This window comes from Exiguobacterium sp. s129 (assembly GCF_018617585.1).
GTDB classification, from domain to species: domain Bacteria; phylum Bacillota; class Bacilli; order Exiguobacteriales; family Exiguobacteriaceae; genus Exiguobacterium; species Exiguobacterium aestuarii_A.
This window is the reverse complement of the sequence record NZ_JACSKL010000003.1, coordinates 262722-288177: the sequence shown is the minus strand read 5'-3', so window position 1 is coordinate 288177 and position 25456 is coordinate 262722. Positions and strand designations below refer to the sequence as shown.

The 25456-nt window shown below is 47.6% G+C and carries 25 protein-coding genes; 20 read left to right on the top strand and 5 right to left on the bottom strand.

Features of this window, described 5'->3' with window-relative positions:
* Positions 1–390: 390 nt before the first annotated feature.
* Both KNO92_RS06025 and KNO92_RS06020 read left to right on the top strand, forming a co-directional pair.
* Complete coding sequence (locus KNO92_RS06025; RefSeq protein WP_015881266.1) at positions 391–579, top strand: hypothetical protein; 189 nt, start codon at positions 391–393, stop codon at positions 577–579.
* A 78-nt stretch (positions 580–657) separates the two neighbouring features.
* The gene (locus KNO92_RS06020) at positions 658–1911 is read left to right on the top strand and encodes an inositol monophosphatase family protein (RefSeq protein WP_214760430.1); all 1254 of its coding nucleotides are present in this window, start codon (positions 658–660) and stop codon (positions 1909–1911) included.
* Between the two features lie 58 nt (positions 1912–1969).
* On the opposite strand, the gene KNO92_RS06015 is transcribed toward KNO92_RS06020, so the two are convergent.
* Entirely contained in the window at positions 1970–2149 is a 180-nt protein-coding gene (locus KNO92_RS06015) for a DUF5325 family protein (RefSeq protein WP_074034965.1), read from the bottom strand.
* 163 nt (positions 2150–2312) lie between these two features.
* Here KNO92_RS06015 and typA point away from each other — a divergent pair, with 163 nt between their 5' ends.
* Together typA and KNO92_RS06005 are read left to right on the top strand one after the other, a co-directional pair.
* Positions 2313–4157, top strand: a complete 1845-nt coding sequence (gene typA, locus KNO92_RS06010) for a translational GTPase TypA (protein ID WP_074034963.1) — start codon at positions 2313–2315, stop codon at positions 4155–4157.
* A gap of 88 nt (positions 4158–4245) precedes the next feature.
* Positions 4246–4590, top strand: coding sequence for a YlaH-like family protein (locus KNO92_RS06005; protein ID WP_214695583.1), 345 nt, complete (start codon positions 4246–4248; stop codon positions 4588–4590).
* A 37-nt stretch (positions 4591–4627) separates the two neighbouring features.
* Here the strand turns inward: KNO92_RS06005 and KNO92_RS06000 are convergent, their stop codons facing one another.
* Positions 4628–4828, bottom strand: a complete 201-nt coding sequence (locus KNO92_RS06000; protein ID WP_074034957.1) for a YlaI family protein — start codon at positions 4826–4828, stop codon at positions 4628–4630.
* Between the two features lie 115 nt (positions 4829–4943).
* Here KNO92_RS06000 and KNO92_RS05995 point away from each other — a divergent pair, with 115 nt between their 5' ends.
* Positions 4944–5393, top strand: a complete 450-nt coding sequence (locus tag KNO92_RS05995) for a PNPOx family protein (protein ID WP_214695585.1) — start codon at positions 4944–4946, stop codon at positions 5391–5393.
* 33 nt (positions 5394–5426) lie between these two features.
* A complete protein-coding gene (locus KNO92_RS05990) occupies positions 5427–6743 on the top strand; it encodes a PhoH family protein (RefSeq protein ID WP_214695586.1) in 1317 nt (438 codons plus the stop codon).
* 38 nt (positions 6744–6781) lie between these two features.
* Here KNO92_RS05990 and KNO92_RS05985 read toward each other — a convergent pair whose 3' ends face one another.
* Entirely contained in the window at positions 6782–7978 is a 1197-nt protein-coding gene (locus KNO92_RS05985) for a multidrug efflux MFS transporter (protein ID WP_214760428.1), read from the bottom strand.
* A gap of 99 nt (positions 7979–8077) precedes the next feature.
* On the bottom strand, positions 8078–8545 hold the full coding sequence (locus KNO92_RS05980) for a hypothetical protein (protein ID WP_214695596.1): 468 nt from the start codon (positions 8543–8545) through the stop codon (positions 8078–8080).
* Positions 8546–8717: 172 nt separating this feature from the next.
* Here KNO92_RS05980 and KNO92_RS05975 point away from each other — a divergent pair, with 172 nt between their 5' ends.
* From KNO92_RS05975 to tnpB, 5 genes are all read left to right on the top strand, one after another.
* On the top strand, positions 8718–8996 hold the full coding sequence (locus KNO92_RS05975; RefSeq protein WP_015881276.1) for an Fpa/YlaN family protein: 279 nt from the start codon (positions 8718–8720) through the stop codon (positions 8994–8996).
* An 86-nt stretch (positions 8997–9082) separates the two neighbouring features.
* Positions 9083–10318, top strand: a complete 1236-nt coding sequence (locus KNO92_RS05970) for an FtsW/RodA/SpoVE family cell cycle protein (protein WP_214695598.1) — start codon at positions 9083–9085, stop codon at positions 10316–10318.
* A 35-nt stretch (positions 10319–10353) separates the two neighbouring features.
* Complete coding sequence (locus KNO92_RS05965) at positions 10354–13788, top strand: pyruvate carboxylase (RefSeq protein ID WP_214695600.1); 3435 nt, start codon at positions 10354–10356, stop codon at positions 13786–13788.
* Between the two features lie 53 nt (positions 13789–13841).
* A complete protein-coding gene (locus tag KNO92_RS05960) occupies positions 13842–15188 on the top strand; it encodes a cryptochrome/photolyase family protein (protein WP_214695602.1) in 1347 nt (448 codons plus the stop codon).
* 204 nt (positions 15189–15392) lie between these two features.
* Positions 15393–16481 (top strand): IS200/IS605 family element RNA-guided endonuclease TnpB, encoded by a 1089-nt coding sequence (tnpB, locus tag KNO92_RS05955; protein ID WP_214760426.1) that lies wholly within the window; start codon positions 15393–15395, stop codon positions 16479–16481.
* Between the two features lie 160 nt (positions 16482–16641).
* Here tnpB and KNO92_RS05950 read toward each other — a convergent pair whose 3' ends face one another.
* Positions 16642–17547 carry a COX15/CtaA family protein gene (locus tag KNO92_RS05950; protein ID WP_214691741.1) on the bottom strand — a complete coding sequence of 302 codons (906 nt, stop codon included), beginning with the start codon at positions 17545–17547 and terminating at the stop codon, positions 16642–16644.
* A 333-nt stretch (positions 17548–17880) separates the two neighbouring features.
* Here KNO92_RS05950 and cyoE point away from each other — a divergent pair, with 333 nt between their 5' ends.
* The 9 genes from cyoE to KNO92_RS05905 all read left to right on the top strand — a co-directional run bounded on the left by cyoE (position 17881) and on the right by KNO92_RS05905 (position 25204).
* Positions 17881–18801 carry a heme o synthase gene (gene cyoE / locus KNO92_RS05945; protein ID WP_214691742.1) on the top strand — a complete coding sequence of 307 codons (921 nt, stop codon included), beginning with the start codon at positions 17881–17883 and terminating at the stop codon, positions 18799–18801.
* Between the two features lie 100 nt (positions 18802–18901).
* The gene (gene coxB, locus KNO92_RS05940) at positions 18902–19879 is read left to right on the top strand and encodes a cytochrome c oxidase subunit II (protein ID WP_074035327.1); all 978 of its coding nucleotides are present in this window, start codon (positions 18902–18904) and stop codon (positions 19877–19879) included.
* 38 nt (positions 19880–19917) lie between these two features.
* Positions 19918–21786, top strand: a complete 1869-nt coding sequence (ctaD, locus tag KNO92_RS05935) for a cytochrome c oxidase subunit I (RefSeq protein WP_214693950.1) — start codon at positions 19918–19920, stop codon at positions 21784–21786.
* Positions 21787–22413 (top strand): cytochrome (ubi)quinol oxidase subunit III, encoded by a 627-nt coding sequence (locus KNO92_RS05930; protein ID WP_015881284.1) that lies wholly within the window; start codon positions 21787–21789, stop codon positions 22411–22413.
* A gap of 1 nt (position 22414) precedes the next feature.
* The gene (locus tag KNO92_RS05925; protein WP_214691743.1) at positions 22415–22744 is read left to right on the top strand and encodes a cytochrome C oxidase subunit IV family protein; all 330 of its coding nucleotides are present in this window, start codon (positions 22415–22417) and stop codon (positions 22742–22744) included.
* A 134-nt stretch (positions 22745–22878) separates the two neighbouring features.
* Positions 22879–23802 (top strand): cytochrome c oxidase assembly protein, encoded by a 924-nt coding sequence (locus KNO92_RS05920; RefSeq protein WP_214691744.1) that lies wholly within the window; start codon positions 22879–22881, stop codon positions 23800–23802.
* Positions 23803–23825: 23 nt separating this feature from the next.
* Entirely contained in the window at positions 23826–24287 is a 462-nt protein-coding gene (locus KNO92_RS05915; RefSeq protein WP_214691745.1) for a DUF420 domain-containing protein, read from the top strand.
* Between the two features lie 21 nt (positions 24288–24308).
* The gene (locus tag KNO92_RS05910) at positions 24309–24923 is read left to right on the top strand and encodes an SCO family protein (RefSeq protein WP_214691746.1); all 615 of its coding nucleotides are present in this window, start codon (positions 24309–24311) and stop codon (positions 24921–24923) included.
* A gap of 5 nt (positions 24924–24928) precedes the next feature.
* Positions 24929–25204, top strand: coding sequence for a hypothetical protein (locus KNO92_RS05905; RefSeq protein ID WP_214691747.1), 276 nt, complete (start codon positions 24929–24931; stop codon positions 25202–25204).
* The last annotated feature ends 252 nt before the right edge of the window (positions 25205–25456 follow it).

Here is a 25456-nt window from a genome sequence, read left to right as displayed (position 1 = left end):
AACCTTATGAGTCTCCATGATTTCCTTCCAGGTATATGTGTCTTCTTCCATCATACGTAGTGCACTCAGTTTTTGTTCGATCGAATGCCGACTTCTCGCCATAAAAAAACACTCCCCAATAGAATAAACAGATTTGTTATTTCATCTGTCTACCTATTGGGGAACATATCACAAATTCAGGCATGCTTTTTTGTTATTTCTTCTTTAAATCGGGTACAGTTATCTAACACTTATTCAGGTTTAAGGGCATTGAAATTGGGAATATATCCATTAAGATAAAAAATTCAAAATAGTCAGACAATTCTCTTTCTTTTTCGAATTTTATCTGATATACTCAATTCAACTCACTAAACCGTAACTTGTAGCCCAACAAAAGGAGTGTGGCATCTTATGAAACAAGTGATTGAGGCATTCAAAAGAAAAGACGCAGAAAAACGGATTCCGGTGCTGCGCTTGGAGATTGATTATGAATTGGCAACCCTTTTCGATGCGATGGCGTCACAGGATGATGCTACAGTTCAGGCTAGCAAGCATCGGTTAGAGAAGTATCGCCAAGAATTATTGCGTCTCGAAGCCTGACCATTACACACACATTCAACCAGTATTCCGAGCGGATACTGGTTTTTGTTTGGTACAATACAGTTGAGGTGATCACAGATGATAGAATGGTTTGCAGTCGATTTAATCAAACAGGCGGGAGAGCTGATTCGTCGCGAGATTGATCAACATTATGAAGTGGAACGAAAGACCGGAAAAGGAGACTTGGTTACTGAAATCGATCGAGCGGTGGAACAGCTGATTGTCCGCCGGATCCAAAACCGATTTCCGGACCATCAAATCATGGGGGAAGAAGGAACGACGGATACGCCAGATACGTTATCAGGAACGGTCTGGTTCGTCGATCCAATTGATGGGACGTTAAACTTTATTCATCAGAAGCGTATGTTTGCCATCTCGGTGGCCGTGATGGTCGATGGGGTCGTAGAGTACGGATTCGTCTATGACGTGATGGCGGATGAGATGTTCATGGCAAGAAGAGGGTATGGTGCGACATTGAACGGACGGACATTGACGAATCTACATGAACATCATGTACGAGATGCATTTTTGAGTATGAATGCGACGTGGGTCACGCCGAACCATCAAATTGCCCCGGAAATCCTTGCCCCGATTGTTCGAGATTCGATTGGAACACGGGCGCACGGCGCTGCATCGCTTGAGCTTGCTTGGCTCGCCGCAGGACGAGTGGACGGATACATTACGATGCGCAATATGCCGTGGGATTATGCTGCAGGAAAATTGCTCGTAGAAGAAGTGGGTGGACGAGTCGTTTCTTTATATGGGGAGCCGATTCGATACGATGGGAGAACATCTGTATTGGCAGGAAGCGAGACATTCGTCAATGACGTCATCAAACACTATGTCATCGCAAAAGGGGTGACCCCGGAAGCGAAGCCGGATCTTCAAATCGTGGAACATGAATCGTATGAAGAAATTCGTGATCTGCTCGTTTTAGCGAATCCGAATGAAGCGATGGTGCGAGAACAGTTTCAAACAGGACGAACGTTTAAAGCGTTACTCGGAGGAGAAATCGTCGGTGCCTATATGCTCGTATCGCACGGGGCAGGACGGGTCGAGCTTGTCAATATCGCGGTGAAACCGGAGAGGCAAAACCAAACGATTGGTCAGCGGATGTTACAAGACGCGGTAAAACGAGCGACGGCACTCGGTGGTCAAGAACTCCTCGTTTGTACTGGGAATTCAAGCATCATGCAATTGCGCTTTTATCAACAAGCCGGATTCCGATTTGATTCTGTAGAACGTGATTACTTCATGAATCATGGATACGATCCGATTGAGGAAGATGGTTTGATTTTACGTGACCGCATCTGTTTGACGCGTCCGATTTGAATCATCAAATAAAAGGAAAGAGGGTTCGCTCGACTTTTGTCAGAGCAACCCTCTTTCTTTATGAAGATTGACGATCAGAAAGAATGCGACGACGTAATTGAATACCAAAGAACGTCGCGACACCACTAAGTACGAGACTACCTAAAATGATGGCGGCGCTGCCTTCAGCCACCCCGATGCCGATGCCAACAAATCCAGCGACGACGGCCATGGCAATCAATAGAAACATAAGCTGCATGGAGACTCCTCCTTATTTTCTCTTCTCTACCCCATTGTATGATAAAAAACGTCCAATGAAAACGTTCACAGTCGATTCCACTCGACAAAGGTACTGTGACGTGTGCTATACTCTTAAAGTTGAAGAAAAGCTGAAACTTTTTAAATAAGAGAGGAATAACTACATGAACGTAAGAACAAACCTTCGTAACGTAGCCATCATCGCTCACGTTGACCACGGTAAAACAACGTTAGTCGATGAATTATTGAAACAGTCTGGTACTTTCCGGACGAACGAGGCAGTCGCAGAACGCGCGATGGACTCAAACGATATCGAACGTGAGCGCGGAATCACAATTCTCGCGAAAAACACGGCAATCGATTACAAAGATACACGTATTAACATCGTAGATACGCCAGGTCACGCAGACTTTGGTGGGGAAGTTGAGCGAATCATGCGTATGGTTGATGGCGTTATCCTCGTCGTCGATGCGCGTGAAGGCTGTATGCCACAGACTCGCTTCGTATTGAAAAAAGCACTCGACCAAGGACTTCGTCCGATCGTCGTTGTTAACAAAATCGATAAGCCGATGGTTCGTCCACTCGACGTTGTCGATGAAGTCGTCGATCTCTTGATCGATCTTGGCGCAGATGAAGATCAACTTGAATTCCCTGTCGTCTACACATCGGCTGTCAGCGGTTCAAGTTCGTTCGATCCTGATCCAGCAAACCAAGAAGACACGATCACACACGTGCTCGATACAATTCTTGAAAACACACCAGCTCCAGTAGATAACTCAGATGAGCCACTTCAATTCCAAGTAACGATGCTCGACTACGATAACTACCTCGGTCGTATCGGTGTAGGTCGCGTCTTCCGTGGGAAAATCAAAGTCGGTGAGCAAGTATCACTCTGTAAGACAGATGGTACGGTGAAGCAACTCCGTGTCACGAAATTGTTCGGTTACTTCGGCCTCAAGCGCGTTGAAATCGAAGAAGCAAAAGCAGGTGACTTGATTGCCATCGCCGGGATGGAAGACATCAACGTCGGTGAGACAGTCACGCCAGTCGGTAAAGAAGAGCCACTTCCGCTCCTTCGTATCGATGAGCCAACACTTCAAATGCGCTTCATGACGAACAACTCGCCGTTCGCAGGACGTGAAGGGGACTTCGTCACTGCACGTAAGATCGAAGAGCGTTTGATGAAACAACTTGAGACAGACGTGTCACTTCGTGTAGAAAACACGGATTCTCCTGACCAGTGGGTCGTATCAGGACGCGGTGAGCTTCACCTCGGTATCTTGATCGAGAACATGCGTCGTGAAGGCTACGAGCTTCAAGTGTCGAAGCCACAAGTTATCATCCGTGAAGACGAAAACGGTACGAAAGTTGAGCCGTTTGAGCGCGTGATCATCGACGTACCAGAAGAGTACACAGGTTCAGTCATGGAGTCGATTGGTCTCCGTAAAGGTGAACTTGCTAACATGAACACGAACGATAACGGTCAGACACGTATGGAATTCATCGTTCCATCACGCGGTCTCATCGGTTACCGTAACGAATTCTTGTCTGCTACACGCGGATACGGAATCTTAAACCACACGTTCGAAGAGTACCGTCCGTATATCGCAGCTGATATCGGTGGTCGTCGCAGTGGTGTTATGGTTTGTATCGAAAACGGGAAGTCAACGGCTTACTCAATCGGTGCACTCGAAGACCGTGGAACGATCTTCATCGAGCCAGGTACAGATGTATACGAAGGAATGATCATCGGTGAATGTAACCGTGACGTCGACCTTGCGATTAACGCTGTTAAAGGGAAGCAATTGACGAACATGCGTGCTTCAGCAAAAGACTCGACACAAGTCTTGAAACGTCCGCGCGTCTTCTCACTTGAAGAGTCGCTCACGTTCTTGAACGATGACGAGTACTGTGAAATCACGCCGGAGTCAATCCGTCTTCGTAAGAAAATCTTGAACAAGAACGAACGCGAGAAAGCTGACAAGCGTCGTAAACTTGGTAAAGAATAAGTAGGTGAAAAAGGGAACGCTTCGGCGTTCCCTTTTTCATGGAATAGTGTAGAATGGATGTGTATGAAATAAAGGGGGACTCTTTGTCTTGAAAGCTTCTCAAACAATCGATATCACACAAATTGATATTCCGTGGATTGCCTCGATGCTAGGTGTCGGGAGCGACCCGAACGATTTTTCGGTCGGATTCAACGCACTCGTTGTCACGGTCATCTTACTGACGATTCTCGTCTTTAAGCTTGGTTTTGCAAAACAATTGGCATGGTGGAAATCACTCATCGTCTATATTCTACTTGCACTTGGCGCAGGTACGATGGCGCTCGTCTTTTTCACGTGGCCGATTCCGGAAGTACTTGCTGTCATGGCCATCGTGTTGGCCATCTATCGCGGCCGCCTCTGGTGGAACCGTCGTCAGGATGCAGTCGAGTCATAAAAAATACGGGCGTCTCTTCGGAGGCGCCCGTTTTCATTTACCAATTTCGTTTTTGTCGAAATGTAGGATATAACTTGAATTGTCCAGATGCGGCGCGTTCAGCCGTACGTTCGCTGATTCGCTCCTGGCAGTCTTGACACATATACGTTTTAGCCGGCTTGTTGCGCAATCGTTTTGCTTCAAACGACCATGAGTCGATCGTTTCGACTTTATCGCAAAGAGAACATTTTACACGCATCTTCTCACCTTCCTCTATAGGATGAGTATAGCATGATTTCATTCGTTGAAAGCAGGGAATTGAATCGGTAAGGGAGAATGGTACAACCATACCCGGTTAAAAGGAGGGGAGTTGAATGGCGAGTAAGGCAACGTTTGAATTGACAGCCGCTCAACAGCGATTGTTGAATGACATGCCATTAACATTTCTCGTCGGTTTTGATGAGGCAAAGCGTTGGCCAATCAGCCACGCCATCAGTTGGGTGCAAGCACTCGACAAGGACACGATGCGGTTCGCCTTAACCAAGAATTCGCATATCGTGACGATTTTATCAACCGAAAAGACAGCAGGTCTCATCTTTATCGAAGATGGTCAGTCCTATCATGTTTTACTTTCATCCATCCGAGAATTTGAACCAGCGGTAAAACCGAGCCTTCATCTTCGTTTTTTTGAAGGACATGTCGAAGAAGTGAGGAATATCTCATTTTATGGTGCAGCATATGCTCAGCCTGAAATTACGAAAACGTATGATATTCGTGCGGCGGAAAAGTTAGACCGTGAAGTGAAAGAAAGTCTTCATTCTTGATTACCATCCTATAGTCGAGGGGCGGCAAAGTCTATGAAAAAAACGTATGTACTCGATACGAACGTACTCCTACATGATCCGCTATCCTTATTTCAATTTGAAGAACATGACGTGGTCATCCCGGCCATTGTCTTAGAGGAACTTGATGGTAAAAAACGAAACATGGATGAGGTCGGGCGAAACGCCCGTGAAACGTCGCGTGTTCTAGACCAGCTCCGAACATCGGGGAAACTTCATGACGGCGTCCCACTTGAAAACGGTGGACGTCTCTTTGTCGAGATTGGACACGAACACGAAGTCGATATTCCATTCGACGTGATGACGAACGATAACCGCATTCTTCTCGTTGCCTTAAAATTAATGAAACAATACGAGCATGACACGAACCATAAAGTCGTCGTCGTCTCAAAAGATATATTGGTCCGTGTGAAGGCGGACGCGATCGGAATTGATGCAGAAGACTATCTGACCGACCATATCGTCGATACGACGAATTTGTATGCCGGCTATCGTGAAATCGAGGTCGATCAGTCACTCATCGATGAATTTTATAAAGTACGCCAACTTCCGACATCCGCATTGACGAAACAAACGTTATATCCGAATTCGTTCGTCGTGTTAAAAAGTAACGTATCGAAAGCGAGTGCGCTCGCAGTGGTCGACACGCTCCAACCGATTGTTCGTCCGTTAGCACTTGACGCTGACCACATCTGGGGGATTCATCCACGAAACGTCCAGCAGCGGATGGCGCTCGACTTATTGTTGCGAGATGACATTCCGTTCGTCACGTTACTCGGGAAAGCTGGAACCGGTAAGACGCTCCTTGCCCTAGCGGCAGGACTCTCACTCGTTGAGGACGAGCAACGATACAATAAGCTCGTCGTTGCCCGACCGGTCGTCCCGATGGGGAACGATATCGGCTACTTGCCAGGAGAGATGGAAGAAAAGTTACGTCCGTGGATGCAACCGATCTATGATAATCTAGAATTTCTCTTCAGTGCCAATTCAAAAGATGAGCTAGGAAATATTCTGGCCGGCATGAAATCGATTCAACTCGAAGCGCTCACTTATATTCGAGGAAGAAGCATGCCCGACCAGTTCATCATCATCGACGAAGCTCAAAACTTAACGAAACATGAAATTAAGACGATTCTAACCCGTGTCGGGGAGAACTCGAAAATTGTTCTCGTCGGAGACCCGTACCAAATCGACCATCCGTATTTAGATGAATATTCGAACGGATTGACATACGCCGTTGAACGATTCAAAGGACAGAATGTCTTCGGTCACGTTCAATTGGTAAAAGGGGAGCGTTCGTCTCTCGCAAGATTGGCGGCCGATTTGTTATAAGCGAGATACACAAATAACGCCGAGCTAAGCGCTCGGCGTTATTTTGTATCGAGTTGTAGCGATTGGACGTTCGTCCGTTCTAAAAAGGCGTTTGAAATCATAATCAATCCTGTGACGATGAACAGTGCGGAAAATCCGAAGTGTGCTACGATTTGGGATCCAAATAGCGGTCCGAGTAGATTTCCCATGAACTGAGCGGACTGATTATAGGAAAAGATTCTTCCGGTTGCAGCGGTTGGAGTATGCTGCCGCAGCAACGACTGAACGGATGGCATCAATGCAGCGGTCGCAAATCCAATCCCGAAGCGTAACAGAATGAGTTGGGTCGTCGATGTGACGAATGCTTGCGGGATTAAGAATAAACTGTAGAGGAGCAGTGCCCAAAATAAGATCCGTTCTGCCCCGTATCGGTCCGATAATCGTCCGAGACGTTGCGCCGAAAAGAGAGCGGCGAGCCCAGGGGCAGATGCGACAATCCCTGCCATGAAGGCAAGTGCGGTCGTATGCGGATTTAATTCACGTACATATAACGTCAAGAGTGGTCCGATTGATTGTGTTGAGAACTGGATGAGGAACGTTGTCACAAACAACCCGACAATCAATTGTGGATGCCGCAGTGAGGCGAAAATGGACTTCACTGAAGCGAGTTCTTCACGTTTCACTGGGACAAAGTCTTCTTTTACGAACCAAAGCGTGATGAGGAATGTTAGGAAGAGTGCACTTCCGGTAAAGAGAAAAACGGATCGAAGCCCAATCCAGTCTGCGAGTAGTCCGCCGATGAGCGGACCGAGTAGACCACCGGTGATTCCACCGGTCGACAGAGTACCGAGCGCCCAGCCACTTTTCTCTTTTGGGGTTTGGGAAGCGACCAAGGTGATGCCGGCTGAGATAAATCCAGAAACGGCACCCATGAGTAAACGCAACCCGACCAGTTGATACACGTCTTGCACAAAACTAATGAGAAACATCACGATGGCCATTCCGAGACTCGCTCGAATGAGCATCAACTTTCTCCCTTTTTGGTCAGCCAGACGCCCCCACATCGGGGAGACGATGGCGGCCACGAGGAACGTCGCCCCGAACGCGATCGCCGACCACGTGACGACATGGTCAGGGTCCTTTACCCCGAGTTGTTCAATAAACAACGGCAGGAAGGGGAGGACGAGACTCATTGAAGCGGCGGTCAAGAAGCTACCGATCCAAACAACTATTAAATTTCGTTTCCATAAAGGCATCGTAAGCGTCACGACCTTTCTTATTCATTTGTAGTCAATACACTACATATTACACTTTATGAACTAAAAAGTCCAAAAAATGAGAAGGGAAGTCCCTTCTCATTGATTGCTCAGTACAGTGATGTGGTTCACTTGGCGGATGATCTGATCTTCATATAATACATAGACCGGTCCGTCAGCGAGTACTTTCCCGTCTTTTGAAAATTGTAAGTACACGCGCGATGCTTCGCTAAGCGACAGCGTCAACACCGTTTCTCCGTAAAAACGGACATGCGTGGCCAAATCAACAGGTTCGGCATTGTTCAAAAATGGCGAGAGCGGCATCGCGAACGAATCGCGTAAAGCTGCGTCCTTGTCTTGACGAGACATCGGTTTATTGTGGTCGATTCTTGTTCCTTGTGATAGACCATCGTCCCATGCTTTCCCCATTTTCGCATAGTAGGCCTCACGGTCATTCTCCGTCACAGAGTCCAATTCTTCAATCTTTCGTTTTCGGTCGTCAAAAATCCATACGGTCGGGTCAATCGTCAAACTGTGACGAACCGCTCCGTCTAGTGGAAAAATCATGCTTACATCCCCCTTTATACACATTACACGTTTCATTATAGCGCTCTTTCTCTTAAAATGGAAAAGAGGAAGAATGTCGCAATCATCCATACTGTACATTGAATTATGATGAAAGATAATGTACAGTTGAGTTATGACAAACAGTCTGTCATCGTACGGAGGAGGGGTCGTAGTGGCGACAAATTTGGCTGCAATCCAACGGGAGCAAGCGCTTCAGTTACTCGAGGCGGATGCTGAAAAAATCCGTTGTCTGATTGAAGTGCAGTTAGAAAACCTAAAAATGCCGAAGTGCCCGCTTTATGAAGAGGTGCTTGATACACATATGTTTGGACTATCGCGCCAAATTGATTTTGCGGTTCGTCTTGGACTCATTTCAGACATTGAAGGTAAAGGACTGCTCGATTCATTGGAACAAAAGTTGTCTGCCTTGGCAGAAGCTTCAGAATTATGAACCTTATACTCAAACTGTGCAAGTGGCGCTGTTTGAGTATTTTTTTATAAAGGTTGTAGGATTGTTTTACATAAGGAAGTGAATACATGAAAACACGGTTTCGGTATTTTGATTTTGCGTTGTTTTTGTCAGTGCTCTTACTCGTCGGGATCAGTTCGATCATGATTTACAGTGCGAGCGTTTGGAATCGTGGGGACTATGCGAATAGCAGCTTGTTCTATCGCCAGCTCGTCTACGTAGGAATTGGGATCTTTGTCTACTTGATCGCGACGCTGTTCCGCTATGAGATGTTTCGGAAGAAAGGCATTCGTCTCAGTCTCTATGCGGTCTCTGTCATCTTGCTATTTGTCACATGGGCGATGCCGCCATTGAATGGGGCACGAGCTTGGCTCATCATCGGCGGATTTACCATTCAGCCTGTCGAGATTGCAAAGTTCGTTCTCATCATACTGCTTGCGAATTATTACCATGAGCTATGGAATAATGAGTTGAAAGGACTACCAGGTCGTCTCGCTCGTGCTGCCATCGTGAAAAAAGGTTGGCGCGCTCAAATCGGAGCGTTCTTCTTAGTACCGGTTCTCTTTTACTTTTCGTTCTACGCCATCGCCATCAATGGGCAGCCGGATATGGGGGGATTATTCGTCCTCGGCTCAATCATGCTTCTCATGTGGTTCGGAGTCGGTGCGCCACTTCGAATCATGATTCCAGGGATTTTAGCCGGAATTGGTGTTGTGTTCTTATTGTTCACGACAATCTTTTCTGAGAATCAAAGGAGCCGGATTGAGGTCGTATTTAACCCGTTCATGGACCCGGAAGGATACGGTCATCAGTTGCTCATGTCGATTATTTCCATCGTACATGGTGGATTGACCGGTGTCGGACTTGGGAACAGTTTTCAAAAGTATGGGTATTTACCAGAACCTGAAACCGACTATATTATGTCGATCATTGCTGAAGAGTTAGGGTTCTTCGGTGTGCTGACGGTTTTGGTACTGCTCTTCTTCATCGCGTTTCGCGCGATTCATATTGCCAATCATGCGGATAGTCATTTTGCGATGTTCGTCTCGTTTGGGATTGCATCACAAATCATTATTCAAACAGCCATCAATATCGGCGCGATGTCTGGTTGGTTCCCGGGGACAGGGGTGACCTTGCCGCTGGTCAGTTATGGGGGAACGTCGCTGATCATGATGATGGGTGTTCTTGGGGTACTTAGTAGTATCTCGATGCGTAACCGTCATCGAGAAGCGACACGACGAGAAGAAATTCGGGTGAAGTCCGAAGAGAACGTTCAACGTTCATCGCTTCATGTGGTCAGGTAAGAAACATTTAAAATTTATTAACGGGGGGATTTCATTTGAAACCAATTAAAAAGTTACTTGTTGCAAACCGTGGGGAGATTGCCATTCGCGTATTTCGAGCGGCAACTGAGTTAGGCATTCGGACTGTAGCCGTCTATTCACAAGAAGATAGCGGTTCGTTACATCGCTTTAAAGCCGATGAAGCTTACTTGGTAGGACTCGATAAGAAGCCGATTGATGCGTATCTCGATATCGAAGGTGTCATTCGCATCGCCAAGGAGTCAGGCAGTGACGCGATTCACCCGGGATATGGTTTCCTTTCAGAAAACATTGACCTCGCACGACGTTGCCGTGAAGAGGGCATCATCTTTGTCGGTCCACACGAGTCGCACTTGCATGCGTTCGGGGACAAAGTTCGGGCACGTCAGAGTGCGATTGCTGCGGGGCTTCCTGTTATCCCAGGTTCAGATGGACCACTCACTTCGTACGCTGATGCTGAAGCATTTGCGAAGGAGCATGGATTCCCACTCATGGTCAAAGCATCGATGGGCGGCGGAGGGCGCGGAATGCGTGTCATCCGTACAGAAGCGGAAATGAAAGATCTCATCGAGCGCGCGAAATCGGAAGCGAAACAAGCATTTGGTTCTGATGAAGTGTACATAGAGAAATTAGTCGAGCGTCCGAAGCACATCGAGGTCCAAATTCTCGGAGATGAGCACGGTCACATCGTTCACTTGTTCGAGCGTGACTGTTCGGTCCAGCGCCGACATCAAAAAGTTGTCGAAGTGGCACCGTGTGTGACATTGTCTGAAGAATCACGTCAAGCGATTTGTGATGCGGCTGTCCAACTCATGCGTCACGTCGGATACGTCAACGCTGGTACGGTCGAATTTTTAGTGACAGAAGATGAATCATTCTACTTCATCGAAGTAAACCCACGCGTTCAAGTTGAGCATACGATCACAGAGATGGTCACAGGGTTTGATATCGTCCAAACGCAATTGATGATTGCGCAAGGGGAGTCACTGCATGGCGATATGATTCAAATGCCGAAGCAAGAGGACATTAAACTTCTTGGTTATGCGATTCAGTCACGTGTCACGTCAGAAGACCCAGGGAATAACTTCATGCCGGATACAGGGAAAATCATGGCATACCGTTCTCCAGGCGGCTTTGGTGTCCGCCTTGACGGTGGAAATGCGTACGTCGGTGCAGAAATTTCACCGTACTATGACTCGCTTCTCGTGAAACTGTCGACGCACGGTATGACATTCGAACAAGCCGCCTCGAAAATGGTCCGAAACTTGAACGAGTTCCGGATTCGTGGAATCAAGACGAACATCCCATTCTTGATTAACGTCATGAAGCATCCGAATTTCATCAATGGGGACTACAACACGTCATTCATCGATGAGACACCAGAACTGTTCGTCTTCCCGAAACGAAAAGACCGTGGGACGAAGTTGTTGAACTATATCGGTGATGTGACAGTGAACGGATTCCCGGGAGTCGGTTTGAAAGACAAACCAATCAGCCGCTCGGTACGTATCCCGCAAGACCTACCTGCAGAAGCAAAACCGGGAACAAAACAAATTTTGACGGAACTCGGTCCTGACGGGTTGGCTGACTGGATCAAACGTCAACCGGAACTGTTGTTGACGGATACGACAATGCGTGACGCGCACCAGTCATTGCTCGCGACGCGCATGCGGACGCAGGACATTCTCAACATCGCAGAGCCGACAAGTAAACTGATGCCAGAATTGTTCTCTGTCGAAGCATGGGGTGGGGCGACGTTCGATGTCGCATACCGTTTCTTGTCAGAAGACCCATGGGTACGTCTGATGAAGCTTCGTGAGAAGATGCCGAACGTCTTGATTCAAATGTTGCTTCGCGGTGCGAACGCGGTTGGATATAAAAACTATGCGGACAACGTCATTGAAAAGTTTGTGCATGAAGCGGCGTACGCAGGAGTCGACGTATTCCGAATCTTCGACAGTCTCAACAACTTAGAGTCGATTCAATTGGCAATCGATGCTACGTTACCGACAGGGAAAGTAGCGGAGGCGGCAATTTGTTATACAGGTGACTTGTATGACGGAAACCGTCCGAAATATCATCTTCCGTACTACATCGACCTTGCGAAGAAACTTGAGGCGAGTGGTGCGCATATTCTAGCCATTAAAGATATGGCCGGCTTATTGAAGCCGGAATCAGCCTATGCGCTCGTGTCAGCATTGAAAGATGCGGTCGACTTACCGATTCACTTGCATACACATGATGCTTCAGGTAACGGGATCTTCACATACGCACGTGCGACGGATGCCGGTGTCGATATCGTCGACGTTGCCGCAAGTTCGATGTCAGGGATGACGTCACAGCCTTCAGGCGGAAGTTTGGTATACGCGCTCAACCATCACGAACGTCAGCCGAAGATCGCTCCGAAACAATACGAAGTCATCAGTGATTATTGGCAAGACGTGCGCCATAACTATGAGCCGTTCGAAAGTGATATGCGCGCACCACATCCGTCTGTATACGAACATGAGATGCCAGGTGGTCAATATTCGAACCTACAGCAACAAGCGAAAGCGGTCGGGCTTGGAGACCGTTGGGGTGAAGTGAAGGCAATGTACGCCCGTGTCAACATGTTGTTCGGCGATATTGTCAAAGTCACGCCTTCTTCAAAGGTCGTCGGCGACATGGCACTCTTCATGGTGCAGCACAACTTAACAGAAGAGGATGTGATGACGCGTGGCCATCAACTGGACTTCCCAGACTCGGTCGTCGAGATGATGCGTGGCGAGTTAGGAACGCCTCCTGGTGGCTTCCCGAAAGATGTTCAACAAGTCATCTTAAAAGGGGAAGAGCCACTGAACGTCCGTCCTGGTAAATTGATTAAGCCATATGACTTTGAATCAGCGCGCCAAGAGCTGTTCGAGAAATTTGAACGACCGGTCACGGACTTTGAACTTCTCGCTCATGCTCTCTATCCGAAAGTGTACGAAGACTATGTCAAACATACGACAACGTACGGTGACGTATCCGTCCTCGACACGTTAACGTTCTTCTATGGTTTGAACGTCGGTGAGACGATTCAAGTCGAGATCGAGACAGGGAAGACATTGATCATCAAGCTCGTTCAAGTGAGCGCGGCAAACGAAGATGGCATTCGTCTCGTCTCTTATGAGATGAACGGCGTACCGCGTGAAATCGAGATTAAAGACGTGAACGTCAAATCAGCGACAACGAGCCGTCCGAAAGTGGACCGTTCGAACTCGAAACAAGTCGGCGCCTCAATGCCGGGCTCTGTTTTGAAAGTGTTGGTCGAACCAGGAAGTCGTGTACATCGTGGAGAGCAACTGCTCGTCACGGAAGCGATGAAGATGGAAACGACCATCCAGGCAGCGCAAGATGGCGAAATCAAAGCCATCCATATTAAAGAAGGCGACACAATACAAAGTGACGACTTGTTAATTGAATTTGTATAATCAAAAGAAGCATAGTTCGCTATGCTTCTTTTTTGTAGATGGGAGTGGGAATGATGAAACGAGTATGTTGGTTTCGATCGGATTTTAGATTGACCGATAATCATATGCTTCACCGTGCGCTGAAAGATATGGAAGAGGGGGACGACCTCGCCTTCGTCTTTTGGTTAAATCCGAAATACTGTGATCCGTTTGAAGTTCGTCATGATTATTTCTTCTCGACAATGCGAACGTTTATGGATGATTTGGAGACAAAAGGGTTGGGGCTTCGAGTACTAGTCGCGGAAACGGAGAAGGATTTCGTGGGACAGGTCGGGGAGATGGATGTGCTTTATTTCAATGCGGAGTATGTGGAACCGTTCAAACAGCGAGACGACCGTGTCATCGAGGCACTTGGTGAAGACGTGAAAGTCGTACGACTCCTTGACCGGCATCTGTTTCATCCCGATGCGTTCAATACGAAGAGTGGAGATCCGTATAAAGTGTTCACCCCGTTCAAAAAAGCGGCTTATGCCGAGCAACCGCCGAAACCGTACGATGTCGATATCGATCGTTTAACGGATTTCATCAGCTCGAAAAACGAGCAGCCGAGTGAACTGAAAGACTTGTTCAAACGCTGTGAGCGAGAGTGGAAAGGGCTAGGGGAGACCGAGGCGAAGAAGCGGTTGACGCGCTTCGTCAATGATCGGATGGTCGATTATGATGAAAAACGTGACATCCCGAGTATTGCCGGGACGAGCCGGTTATCCCCATACTTACGGACCGGTGTATTATCGATTCGTACGATTACCGAGCAGGTGCTGGCCGCCAGAAAATCTAAAGGACGTGACACGTACTACGACGAACTGTTGTGGCGCGAATTTTATTATATGGTGATGGCGAAGTTCAAAGGGTTGAAAGATCAACCGTTCAATGACAAATACAAATCGCTCAAATGGGAAGACAATGAGGAGCAGTTCGAAAAGTGGTGTAACGGGGAGACGGGTTATCCGATTGTCGATGCAGCGATGCGTCAATTGAATGAGACCGGATGGATGCACAACCGTCTACGCATGATTGTCGCATCTTTCTTAACGAAACACCTTCTTCTCGATTGGCGGAAAGGGGAACGGTATTTCGAGAGGAAGTTGATTGATTACGAGGCCTCTTCGAATATCGGGGGTTGGCAATGGGCCGCCTCGGTCGGAACGGACGCCGTTCCGTATTTCCGTATCTTCAATCCGACGACGCAATCTGAACGGTTCGACCCAGATGGGACGTTCATCCGGAAGTATGTGCCGGAGCTGAAACATGTGACAGACAAATCGATTCATTTTCCGGACCCGTCAGAGCGAGACAATTATGCGATGCCGCTCGTCGACCATAAAGAAGCTAGAGAGCGTGCCCTCGAACGATTTAACTAAATCAGGCGAGAATTCTTCCTCCTCTAAGCGTCTCGGGGTGTATCCTGGCGTAGGTGGGGGATGAATCGCCCGGTCCAAAACTCTTTTTCCCTGTGACAGATATGACGAACAGAAGTTCGCGATTCTGTCGGATTCTCCCTCCCCCTCCGCGGGTATCGGATGAGGAGGACACATCACGATCTTCTGGAGGGAGGAGGGATAGATATGCTGAAAGGCTACACATACAGGCTCCATCCGACGACGGCACAGGCCGAGTTCCTCATCAAGACGATCGGCTGCGCCCGGTTCATCTACAACAAGCTGCTCGAGGACCGCATCGCCATCCGCGAGGAGGCGAAGGCGGGGAGCGGAACGAGACGGAAACCGGCGACACCCGCCTCCTATAAGCCCCTGTTCCCGTTCCTCGCCGAGGCGGACAGCCTCGCGCTCGCGAACGCGAAGCTGAACCTCGACACCGCGTTCGCGAAGTTCTTCGCCGGGACGGGCGGCTTCCCGGTGTTCAAATCGAGACGGCGGTCGCGCGCCTCCTACACGACGAACAACCAGCACGGCACGATCCGCATCGAGGCGGGCAAGGTCCGTCTGCCGAAGGTCGGGTTCGTGCGCTTCACCCAACATCGCCCGTTCGAGGGCGTCATCCGATCGGCGACGGTCTCGATGACCAAGACGGGCAAGTTCTTCATCTCCATCCTCGTCAAACAGGACGATGCACCATGGATCCCAGCCGAGAACAAGGTCGGGATCGATCTCGGTTTGGAACATTTCGCCGTCATGACGAACGATGCGATGGTATCGGAGAAAATCGAAAACCCACGTTTCCTTCGTAAATCCGAAGCGAAGGTCAAGAAAGCGCAGCGCGCTTTGTCACGAAAGAAGATCGGGAGCAAGAATCGTGAAAAAGCCAAATTACTTGTGGCCAAGAAACATGAAAAGATTGCCAACCAACGCAAGGACTTCCTTCACAAGCTGTCGAGACGGATCGTTGACGAGAACCAAGTCATCGTCGTGGAGACATTGAAATCGAGCAACATAATGAAGAACCGACGCTTAGCCAAATCGGTTGGCGATGTCAGCTGGTACGAGTTCGTCCGTCAACTCGAATACAAATCAAACTTCTACGGACGGACACTCATCAAGGCAGACCCTTGGTGCGCATCCACTCAAATCTGCTCCACTTGCGGAGTAAAGGGCGAGAAGAAGGCGATGGATGTCCGGGAATGGACGTGTGCCTGTGGCGCGCATCATGACCGTGACATCAACGCGAGCATCAACCTATTGAGGCTGGCCGACTGACAATCCTTCAGGGCAGGGACTGCCCGACGAGCTTGGTAAACAACCGTGGCTAGTAAGAGCACGTTCTTCCCAAGAAGCTCCCCCTTCAATTTGCGAAGCAAATAAGTGGCGAGTAGTTCACAGAAATGTAAACAAAAAAGCGCCGCGGCGCTTTTTTTACTTACCCATTCATGTCTTTCAATTGTGAATCACTTTGTCGGTCCGTCGAACGGTAAGCGTGGTAAGACAAGTAAGATAGAATGCCAAAGTAGCAAGTGATCAAGAATGCATGGAGGAGCGGCACATATGTGGCATGCCCGCCGAGTACAATCCATGCGCCAGTTCCTACCTGAAGGAGGATGAAGAAGAGAGATGCCATCATACCTCGTTGGATGATCTTGTTCATCTCTTTTCGAGCGAGATAAAGAACATATAGCGTGTACAAGACGAGTAGTCCTGCCATCACACGGTGACCCATTTGAACATACGATTCAAACGTCCACACTTCTTGTTCACAAATCGGCCAACCGACACAAGCGTATGTAGCACCGAGGTGACGGACATAGGCTCCTGTGTAAACGACGATCATCGTGTAAATCGAAAGGCCGTAAAGGTGGGCTCTCAACCGTCTCGATACGACTTTATGTTCCCGGTCACCCTCGAATAACAGAATCGTCAAAATGAGTAGCGATGCGAACGAAACGAGAGAAATCCCGAAATGAAGGGCCAAGATGGCATCTGATTGTTGCCAAACGACTGCCCCCGCTCCAATGATCGATTGGATGAGCATAAAGATAAATGCGAGAAAAGCAAAGATTTTCACATCGACACGATGTTTGACCGCGATGAACGTCCAAATCGCGAGTGCGATGATGAGAAGACCTTCAAAGCCAGAGACGACTCGGTGACTGTACTCAATCATCGTTTCAACACTTGGGTTAGTTGGAATCAATTTTCCGTGACAGAGTGGCCAGTCTGTCCCACAACCATCCCCTGAGTCTGTCTTCGTCACGGTTCCACCCATGATGAGGACAAGCATCATTCCGAGGGTGACAAACCCTGAGAAAAACGCGAGTTTTTTATGCATGCAATACCACCTGCTTCTAATCAAAATCCGTTAAAAATGTACCTTGTTTATTTATATTTTTTTCGCCATACTTATTATACGGCTTTCCGTTCAAAAAACGAAATGGAAAAGCTTGCAATCGTTATCAAAAACGTTATTCTAATATTAGTAAGGCACATAAGGTGTGACAAATATCACACTATTGACACAAAAAACTCGCTATTTTACAAGCATAAAGGGCGTATTTTATAAAAAAATATGGTATCTTTGTAGAGAGTTAAGTGTATTTTGTTCATATTGTGTTTTTTCTGTGAAGAGAATGCGAGGATTTCGTGATTATGTGGGGGGGTCAGTATGACAAAAGTCAACCCAGGAATGACTGTAGATGTAGAATATACAGAGTCAACGTCATTCCGAGATTACGTCGCCTTAGCGAAAATGGGAATCGTTCGCGCCAACTTGATGTTGGTGTTTGCAGGTTTCTTCGTGGCAGCGACGTATCAGAGCGATACGCCAGTCCTTTATTTGTTTGAAGTTTGGCCACAGCTCTTATTAACGATGTTAGGAAGCGCACTCGTGATTTCGGGGAGTTGTTACCTAAACAACTTTGTGGACCGAGATATCGATTACTTAATGGATCGTACGGACAATCGACCGAGTGTAAACGGCAAGATTTCAGGGGAGAAGATTTTACTCCTCGGATTGACACAACTTGCGTTAGGAACTCTGTTATTGCTCCTTGTATCGTACGTCGCCGCTGTATTCGGTTTAATCGGGGCATTTTTTTATGTCGTGATTTATACGATGTGGCTGAAGCGTACGAGTACGCTCAATACGGTCGTCGGTAGTATTTCGGGAGCCGTTCCACCGCTCATCGGTTGGGCAGCACTTGACCCGGCACTTCATATCGATGCGTGGCTCATGTTTCTTGTCATGTTCTTATGGCAACCACCTCACTTCCTAGCGCTCGCTATGCGACGCACGGAAGAGTATCGAGCGGCAGGCATTCCGATGCTTCCGGTCGTGAACGGATTTGCCATCACAAAACGGCAAATCATCTGGTGGATTGCGACGCTGATTCCGGCATCGCTCTTATTTATGCACTATGGTCTTGTTTACTTGACAGTCGCAGCCGGTTTAGGGGGCTACTGGTTGTATCTCGGATTGAAAGGATTCAATGCTGAGGACGAAATTAAGTGGGCAAACAAAATGTTCTTCTATTCATTAATTTATTTAGTTGTGTGGATTATCGCGCTGATTTTGACAGCACTCTGATGATTGCACTCACTATATAGAAAACCATTACACATCATTTTGGGAGAAAGTGGGGATTGTTGTGAAATCATTTAAGAAGCTTCTGTTTGGCATCGTCCCGATGATGATGTTCGCAGTCCTGTTGTCAGGTTGCGGTCAAGAGGGATTGTCTGCATTGAAGCCGATGGGAGAAGGCGCTGAGCTTCAGCTCCGCATCATTCTCATCAGTTTGGCGATCATGCTCTTCGTACTCATCATCGTATCGGTCATTTACGTGTACGTGCTCATGAAGTTCCGTCGGAAAGATGAATCGATTCCGAAGCAAGTTGAAGGTAGCAGTACACTTGAGATGATTTGGACAGTCGTTCCGATTATCCTTCTCATCATTCTCGCTGTTCCGACAATCACAACGACTGTCGAACTCGCGAAAGCGAAAGAAGCGAAAAAAGAAGAAGAAATCAACGTTACAGCAAACTTGTACTGGTGGGAATTTGAATATCCAGAAGCAGGTGTTGTGACAGGTCAAGAACTCGTCATCCCAGTTGGAAAACGAGTCGGCATCAACTTGACATCAAAAGATGTCATTCACTCATTCTGGGTACCAGCTTTATCTGGTAAAACAGATACGAACCCAGGACTTGATAACGAAATGTGGTTACATGCAAATGAACCAGGTACTTATTACGGGAAATGTGCAGAGCTTTGCGGTCCGTCACATGCCCTTATGGACTTTAAAGTCATCGCGCTCGAGCAAGAAGAATATGATCAATGGCTCGCTGACATGAAAGCCAAGCAAGACGAGAACGGTGAGAAACTCGTCGCAGACAACACGAACTTGACGACAGGTGAAGAAGTGTATGTTCAAAGCTGCTTGAGTTGTCACGGCGGCGGTAAAGTTGCACCAAGTTTAACGAACTTCGGCGATCGCGAATGGCTCGCAGGTTACCTCGAAAACAACGAGGACAACTTGAAAGAGTGGATTCGTAACCCGCAAGATAAGAAACAAGGGGCTCTCATGCCAGGTTTCAATGAAGGTCAAATCAGCAACGAAGAATTAGACGCACTCGTTGACTTCTTGTATGAGCAGAAGATTGACTAACGGGAAAAGGGGGATTTCACGTGGCACAGACCACTGCAATGCAGCAATCGCGTAAATACAATGGCATCATGGATTGGATTACGACGGTTGACCACAAAAAAATCGGTATTTTGTATTTGTTCTCAGGAATCTTCTTCCTCCTTCTCGGTGGAATTGAAGCATTACTGATTCGTTGGCAACTTGTTAAACCAATGAACGATTTCGTCAGCGGTGAAACGTTTAACCAATTAATTACGATGCACGGGACGACAATGATCTTCCTAGCGGCGATGCCGATGCTATTCGGTTTCATGAACGCCGTCGTACCACTTCAAATCGGGGCACGCGACGTTGCGTTCCCATTCATTAACTCATTAGGTTTTTGGTTGTTCTTCTTCGGTGGAGTCATGCTTAACTTGAGCTGGTTCTTCGGAGCAGCACCGAACGCAGGGTGGACAGCTTACGCTCCACTTTCGACTCAACCGGAAGCAACAGGGGTAGACTTCTACGCCCTCGGTCTTCAGATTTCAGGTTTCGGTTCATTGATGGCCGGGATTAACTTCCTCGTCACAATCTTGAACATGCGTGCGCCAGGTATGAAGCTCATGCGCATGCCGCTCTTCACATGGACGACTTTCGTTGCATCGGCATTGATCGTCTTCGCATTCCCGCCACTTACGGTCGGATTGTTCATGTTGATGTTTGAGCGACTCTTTGGAGCCGCATACTTCGACCCAGCACTCGGTGGGAACGTTGTCATCTGGGAACACCTTTTCTGGATCTTCGGTCACCCGGAAGTATACATTTTGATCTTACCGGCATTCGGTATTTTCTCGGAAATCATTCCAACATTTGCGCGTAAACGCCTCTTCGGTTACACGACGATGGTCTTCGCGACAATGCTCATCGGTTTCCTTGGATTCATGGTTTGGGTTCACCACATGTTCACAGTCGGTCTTGGTCCAGTTGCGAACTCAATCTTCGCTGTTGCGACGATGGCGATTGCTGTACCGACCGGTGTTAAAATCTTTAACTGGCTCTTCACACTGTGGGGCGGTCAAATTAAATTTAACGTGGCGATGCTTTACTCAGTCGCGTTCATTCCTTCATTCCTCGTTGGTGGGATGACAGGGGTTATGCTTTCAGTCGCACCGGCTGACTATCAGTACCACGACAGCTACTTCGTTGTCGCTCACTTCCACTACGTAATCGTAGGTGGGGTTGTATACGGTCTCTTCGCAGGTCTTTACTACTGGTTCCCACTCATGTTCGGAAAAGCCCTTTCTGAAAAGCTTGGATACTGGCAGTTCTGGTTGTTCTTTATCGGTTTCCACTTGACGTTCTTCCCGCAACATTTCCTCGGATTGTTCGGTATGCCACGTCGAGTCTTCACATATCTCGGTGGTCAAGGTTGGGATACGCTTAACATGCTCTCGACAGCTGGAGCATTCTTCATGGGTGTATCAACGATTGTCTTGCTCATCGCTGTCGTGAAAGCCTTCTTGTCAAAAGAACGCGTCAAACCAGACCACTGGGAAGACGGACGTACGCTTGAGTGGACACTTCCTGTTCCAACTCCAGAGTACAACTTTGCACAAACGCCACTCGTTAAAGGACTTGATACGTTCTGGCTCGAGAAAATGGCAGGCAACAAACGTGTGTCAGTCGCTGAAGAAGTTTCGGACATCCACATGCCGAACAACTCGCTCATTCCGTTCTTCATGTCACTCGGCCTCTTTATCGCAGGACTCGGTGCCATCTTCCAGATGGATAACACAGTCGTCGGTTGGTCATTGATCGGATTTGGATTAGCGATGACGTTCGTCTCGATGTTCCTACGTTCTTGGATTGACGATCACGGCTACTACATTCCGAAGTCACAAGTCGAAGCAGACTTGAAAGCGATTCGTGAGAAAGGAGAACAATAAATGGCACATGCAGTAGAAAAACACCCAGTGACCGGTATCCCGGCCAATCCAGAGAAAGCAACACTGGAAGGGAAAAATAAATATGTGGCCTTCTGGTTCTTCCTTGGTGGAGAGACCGTCCTCTTCGCCTCGCTCTTTGGAACGTACGTTGGTCTCTTGAACTCTGGTGCGCCAGAGGAGTTACGCTCGTATAACATTTTTGAAATGGAGCTCGTCTTCATCATGACGATGCTCCTCCTCACAAGTTCACTGACAAGTGTCCTTGCGATGATGAACATGAAAGCAAACAACCCAGGGCGTATGAAGCTTTGGTTGATTGTGACGCTCCTTCTTGGTGCAGGATTCCTCGGTGCTGAGATTTACGAGTTCATTCACTACTACCACATCGGTCACACGTTCACGTCGAGCGCATTCGGTTCAGCCTTCTACACGTTGGTCGGCTTCCACGGCGCACACGTTACGTTCGGTCTTCTTTGGATCACGACACTCTTGATTCGTAACTGGAACCGTCCAATCGATGTGTACAACGCACCGAAGTTTTATGTATCAAGTCTATACTGGCACTTCATCGATGTTGTTTGGGTCTTCATCTTCTCAATCGTCTACCTCTTAGGGATGGTGAACTAATATGGAAAAACGAGCAATGAACGAATCACACAAACAATTAGAACTTGAAGTAAAAGCAGAATCGAAACGCGAGTATCAACTTCAGTTGATCAGCTTCGCCATGATGATTTTACTCACGTTCGTGGCATTCGGTGCCGTCTATGCGGAACTGATGCCAGTCTGGGCAGCTGGTGGTTTCTTAATCATCTTGGCAGTCATCCAAGTCTTCCTTCAGTTGTATATTTTCATGCATATGAATAACCGTGGGAACACATGGATCGTCGGCATGATGTGGTTAGGCATCTTCGTCGCCATCATCACGGTCGCTGCACTACGCTTACTCATTTGGTAATTGTGACAAAGGATTGAACATCTGTGGAAACACGGATGATTCGGTCCTTTTTCCTTTACTTCAAAAATGAATGAATAGTAATCTTGAAGTGAACGGTTTCAAAGGTTAGGGAGAGAAAGAAAAGGGGTGAACGGATGCTCTGGAATACGTCGGAGCTGCTCAATCAATTTGATTGGCTCACGTTATGGAGTCCGCTGTTCGGATTGCTCATGGTCGGGATTTATGTGTTATACGCCGTCGTGACAGAGAGAATGGCGAAGCGAGGATATGCCTCGACCACGTTATTACAAAAGTTTAGTATGTTGTTTGCGATTGTCTTGTATTATATCGGTTTCGGAAGTCCAATTGATGTGTTGGCACATATCATTTTATCGGTGCATATGTTCCAAATGGTGCTCGTCTATATTTTGGCACCGGCACTCGTCGTTTATGGTCTACCGTACTGGGTGTTTGAAAAAGTACTTAGCTTCAAATTCATTGGGCCAACGTTTAAGTTTTTAACAAAACCACTCATCGCGCTCATTTTATTCAACGCATTGTTCTCGATTTATCACATGCCGGTCGTATTTGACTATGTCTTGACGAACTATGGCGTACACCGCATCTTCCACGGTGCATTAGTCGTCTTTAGTTTGACGATGTGGTACCCGGTCATCGTTCCGCTAGTGACGGACGAAGAGGAAGGTATGTCCGACTTAAAACGAATGGTGTATATCATCGCCAACGGAGTGTTGTTAACACCAGCCTGTGCGCTCATCATCTTCAGTCAAACGACGCTATATAACGCGTATACGGACCCGGAGACGTTCGCTAGGGTACTTGGATACTGTCTACCGAATGGGGACGTGTCGGGGATTAACTTAGAGGCGCTCATGGGAGCGACGAACAGTGCACTCGAAGATCAACGGTTCGGTGGCGTCTTGATGAAACTTGGTCAAGAGATCGTCTACGGCTTCTTCTTCGGCTGGACGTTCTTTGGTTGGGTACGCCGTACGAAATCGCTTGCGCTCGATGAAGGCATGTCTTTCACTCCGCAAGAAACAAATGAGAAAAATTAAACAGAACAAAAGGGGAAACATTGATGAACTATCTTGCCTTAATTAGTGTGTCATTCATCGTCATCAGTGCGATTCTTGTCGCCATCGGATGGGTGATTATCGCAAAAGACCGTAGCAACATCGAAAAACATAAGAAAGTGATGACGGCGGCCGCGATTGCAGCGACGACGTTCTTTATCCTTTACGTCTCACGCACGATTTTTGTCGGGAATACGGCATTCGGCGGACCGGATTCTGTCAAACCGTTCTATCTCGGCTTTATGATCTTCCATATCCTACTCGCGACTACAGGTGGTGTCCTTGGATTGATCACCTTGTATCTCGGTTATAAAAACAAGATTGAGAAACACCGTAAAATCGGACCGAAAGCATCAGTGATTTGGTTCTTCACAGCGATTACAGGTGTGACGGTTTATATCCTTCTCTATGTGGCTTATGACCCGGGTGAAACGACGAACGTATTCCGCGCAATAATCGGAGGATGATCCATAGAGAGGGAGAGTTGTATGAAACGGAATAGCTATATGACGGTCGGTTTGACCGTCCTAACGCTCGTTGTCATCGGAGTAGCCGTGTATTTTATATTCTTTAACGAAGATGACTTGCCGGTCATCCAAGAGCCAACCCCGTTCACATTGACGAACGCATTAAATGATGAGACATACAATTCCGATAATGGAAAAGTAAAAATTGTCACATTCTTTTATACGAACTGCCCTGATATTTGTCCGCTCACGCTACGTGATTTTATGAAGCTTGAGAAAGAGTTGAAGGCAGAGAATCTATACGGTTCAGACGTAGAGCTCGTCGCTATCACGGTCGACCCGAAAGTGGACACGGTCCCTGTACTCAAAAACTACGGGGAAGCGTTCCAGGCGGAGCCAAACGGATGGAAGATGTTGACGGGTGACCAGGTCGACATTGACCGAATCACACGACAGCTGCAATTTTATTATTCGAAGGCGAACAGCGGGCTTGTGACGCATGCGACGACGATGTACGTCATCGACCGTCATCATGATGTTCGTGCCGTCGCTCAGATGGCGACAGCAGGGGATGAACCCGTTGATATCGAATCTATCATGGAGGACGTTAAAGTACTCGCGAATGAAAAGGAGTGATCACCATGAACGATACGATGGCTGTGATTGGGAATGACTATTCATACGGAGACGTGACGATCGCGGAACGGGCGATTGAGGATTTGATCGCATGTAGCGCCATTGAGTTCGGCTTAAAAGAAGTGAAAGTCGTGTCTCGATCGAAAGACCATTATGATTATCAAATCATTGCATCTTTACCACTCGTCGAGGCGGAGCGCTTGTATCGCTACGTTCGAGACCAATTTGATTTATTGCTCGGTCAGGTCGATGTGACGCTGACCATCATTGCGACCAATTAATATAAGCCCACAGAAGCGGATTTGCTTCTGTGGGCTTTGTTTTATAATCGTATTTTTTAGTGAGCTTGATAAAGGATTAATATCCTATTTTTTTGTGGATCATGAAAAAGTTCTGCGAAGAAGCAATATCCATTTTCAAAGTCATCTAAATCTGCTTCATTGGAAAGTACGATGTGTGTCCTGAATGACTCGTTCCATTGGGGTCGGATATTGCTGATTGCTTGAGGCTCTAATAAATCTCTATCTTTCATT

Coding starts and splice junctions, on each gene's coding strand:
- KNO92_RS06025 (WP_015881266.1), top strand. CDS start 391: ATGAAACAAGTGATTGAGGCATTCAAAAGAAAAGACGCAGAAAAACGG.
- KNO92_RS06020 (WP_214760430.1), top strand. CDS start 658: ATGATAGAATGGTTTGCAGTCGATTTAATCAAACAGGCGGGAGAGCTG.
- KNO92_RS06015 (WP_074034965.1), bottom strand. CDS start 2,149: ATGCAGCTTATGTTTCTATTGATTGCCATGGCCGTCGTCGCTGGATTT.
- typA (WP_074034963.1), top strand. CDS start 2,313: ATGAACGTAAGAACAAACCTTCGTAACGTAGCCATCATCGCTCACGTT.
- KNO92_RS06000 (WP_074034957.1), bottom strand. CDS start 4,828: ATGCGTGTAAAATGTTCTCTTTGCGATAAAGTCGAAACGATCGACTCA.
- KNO92_RS05995 (WP_214695585.1), top strand. CDS start 4,944: ATGGCGAGTAAGGCAACGTTTGAATTGACAGCCGCTCAACAGCGATTG.
- KNO92_RS05990 (WP_214695586.1), top strand. CDS start 5,427: ATGAAAAAAACGTATGTACTCGATACGAACGTACTCCTACATGATCCG.
- KNO92_RS05985 (WP_214760428.1), bottom strand. CDS start 7,978: ATGCCTTTATGGAAACGAAATTTAATAGTTGTTTGGATCGGTAGCTTC.
- KNO92_RS05980 (WP_214695596.1), bottom strand. CDS start 8,545: ATGATTTTTCCACTAGACGGAGCGGTTCGTCACAGTTTGACGATTGAC.
- KNO92_RS05970 (WP_214695598.1), top strand. CDS start 9,083: ATGAAAACACGGTTTCGGTATTTTGATTTTGCGTTGTTTTTGTCAGTG.
- KNO92_RS05960 (WP_214695602.1), top strand. CDS start 13,842: ATGAAACGAGTATGTTGGTTTCGATCGGATTTTAGATTGACCGATAAT.
- tnpB (WP_214760426.1), top strand. CDS start 15,393: ATGCTGAAAGGCTACACATACAGGCTCCATCCGACGACGGCACAGGCC.
- KNO92_RS05950 (WP_214691741.1), bottom strand. CDS start 17,547: ATGCATAAAAAACTCGCGTTTTTCTCAGGGTTTGTCACCCTCGGAATG.
- cyoE (WP_214691742.1), top strand. CDS start 17,881: ATGACAAAAGTCAACCCAGGAATGACTGTAGATGTAGAATATACAGAG.
- coxB (WP_074035327.1), top strand. CDS start 18,902: ATGATGATGTTCGCAGTCCTGTTGTCAGGTTGCGGTCAAGAGGGATTG.
- ctaD (WP_214693950.1), top strand. CDS start 19,918: ATGCAGCAATCGCGTAAATACAATGGCATCATGGATTGGATTACGACG.
- KNO92_RS05930 (WP_015881284.1), top strand. CDS start 21,787: ATGGCACATGCAGTAGAAAAACACCCAGTGACCGGTATCCCGGCCAAT.
- KNO92_RS05925 (WP_214691743.1), top strand. CDS start 22,415: ATGGAAAAACGAGCAATGAACGAATCACACAAACAATTAGAACTTGAA.
- KNO92_RS05920 (WP_214691744.1), top strand. CDS start 22,879: ATGCTCTGGAATACGTCGGAGCTGCTCAATCAATTTGATTGGCTCACG.
- KNO92_RS05915 (WP_214691745.1), top strand. CDS start 23,826: ATGAACTATCTTGCCTTAATTAGTGTGTCATTCATCGTCATCAGTGCG.
- KNO92_RS05910 (WP_214691746.1), top strand. CDS start 24,309: ATGAAACGGAATAGCTATATGACGGTCGGTTTGACCGTCCTAACGCTC.
- KNO92_RS05905 (WP_214691747.1), top strand. CDS start 24,929: ATGAACGATACGATGGCTGTGATTGGGAATGACTATTCATACGGAGAC.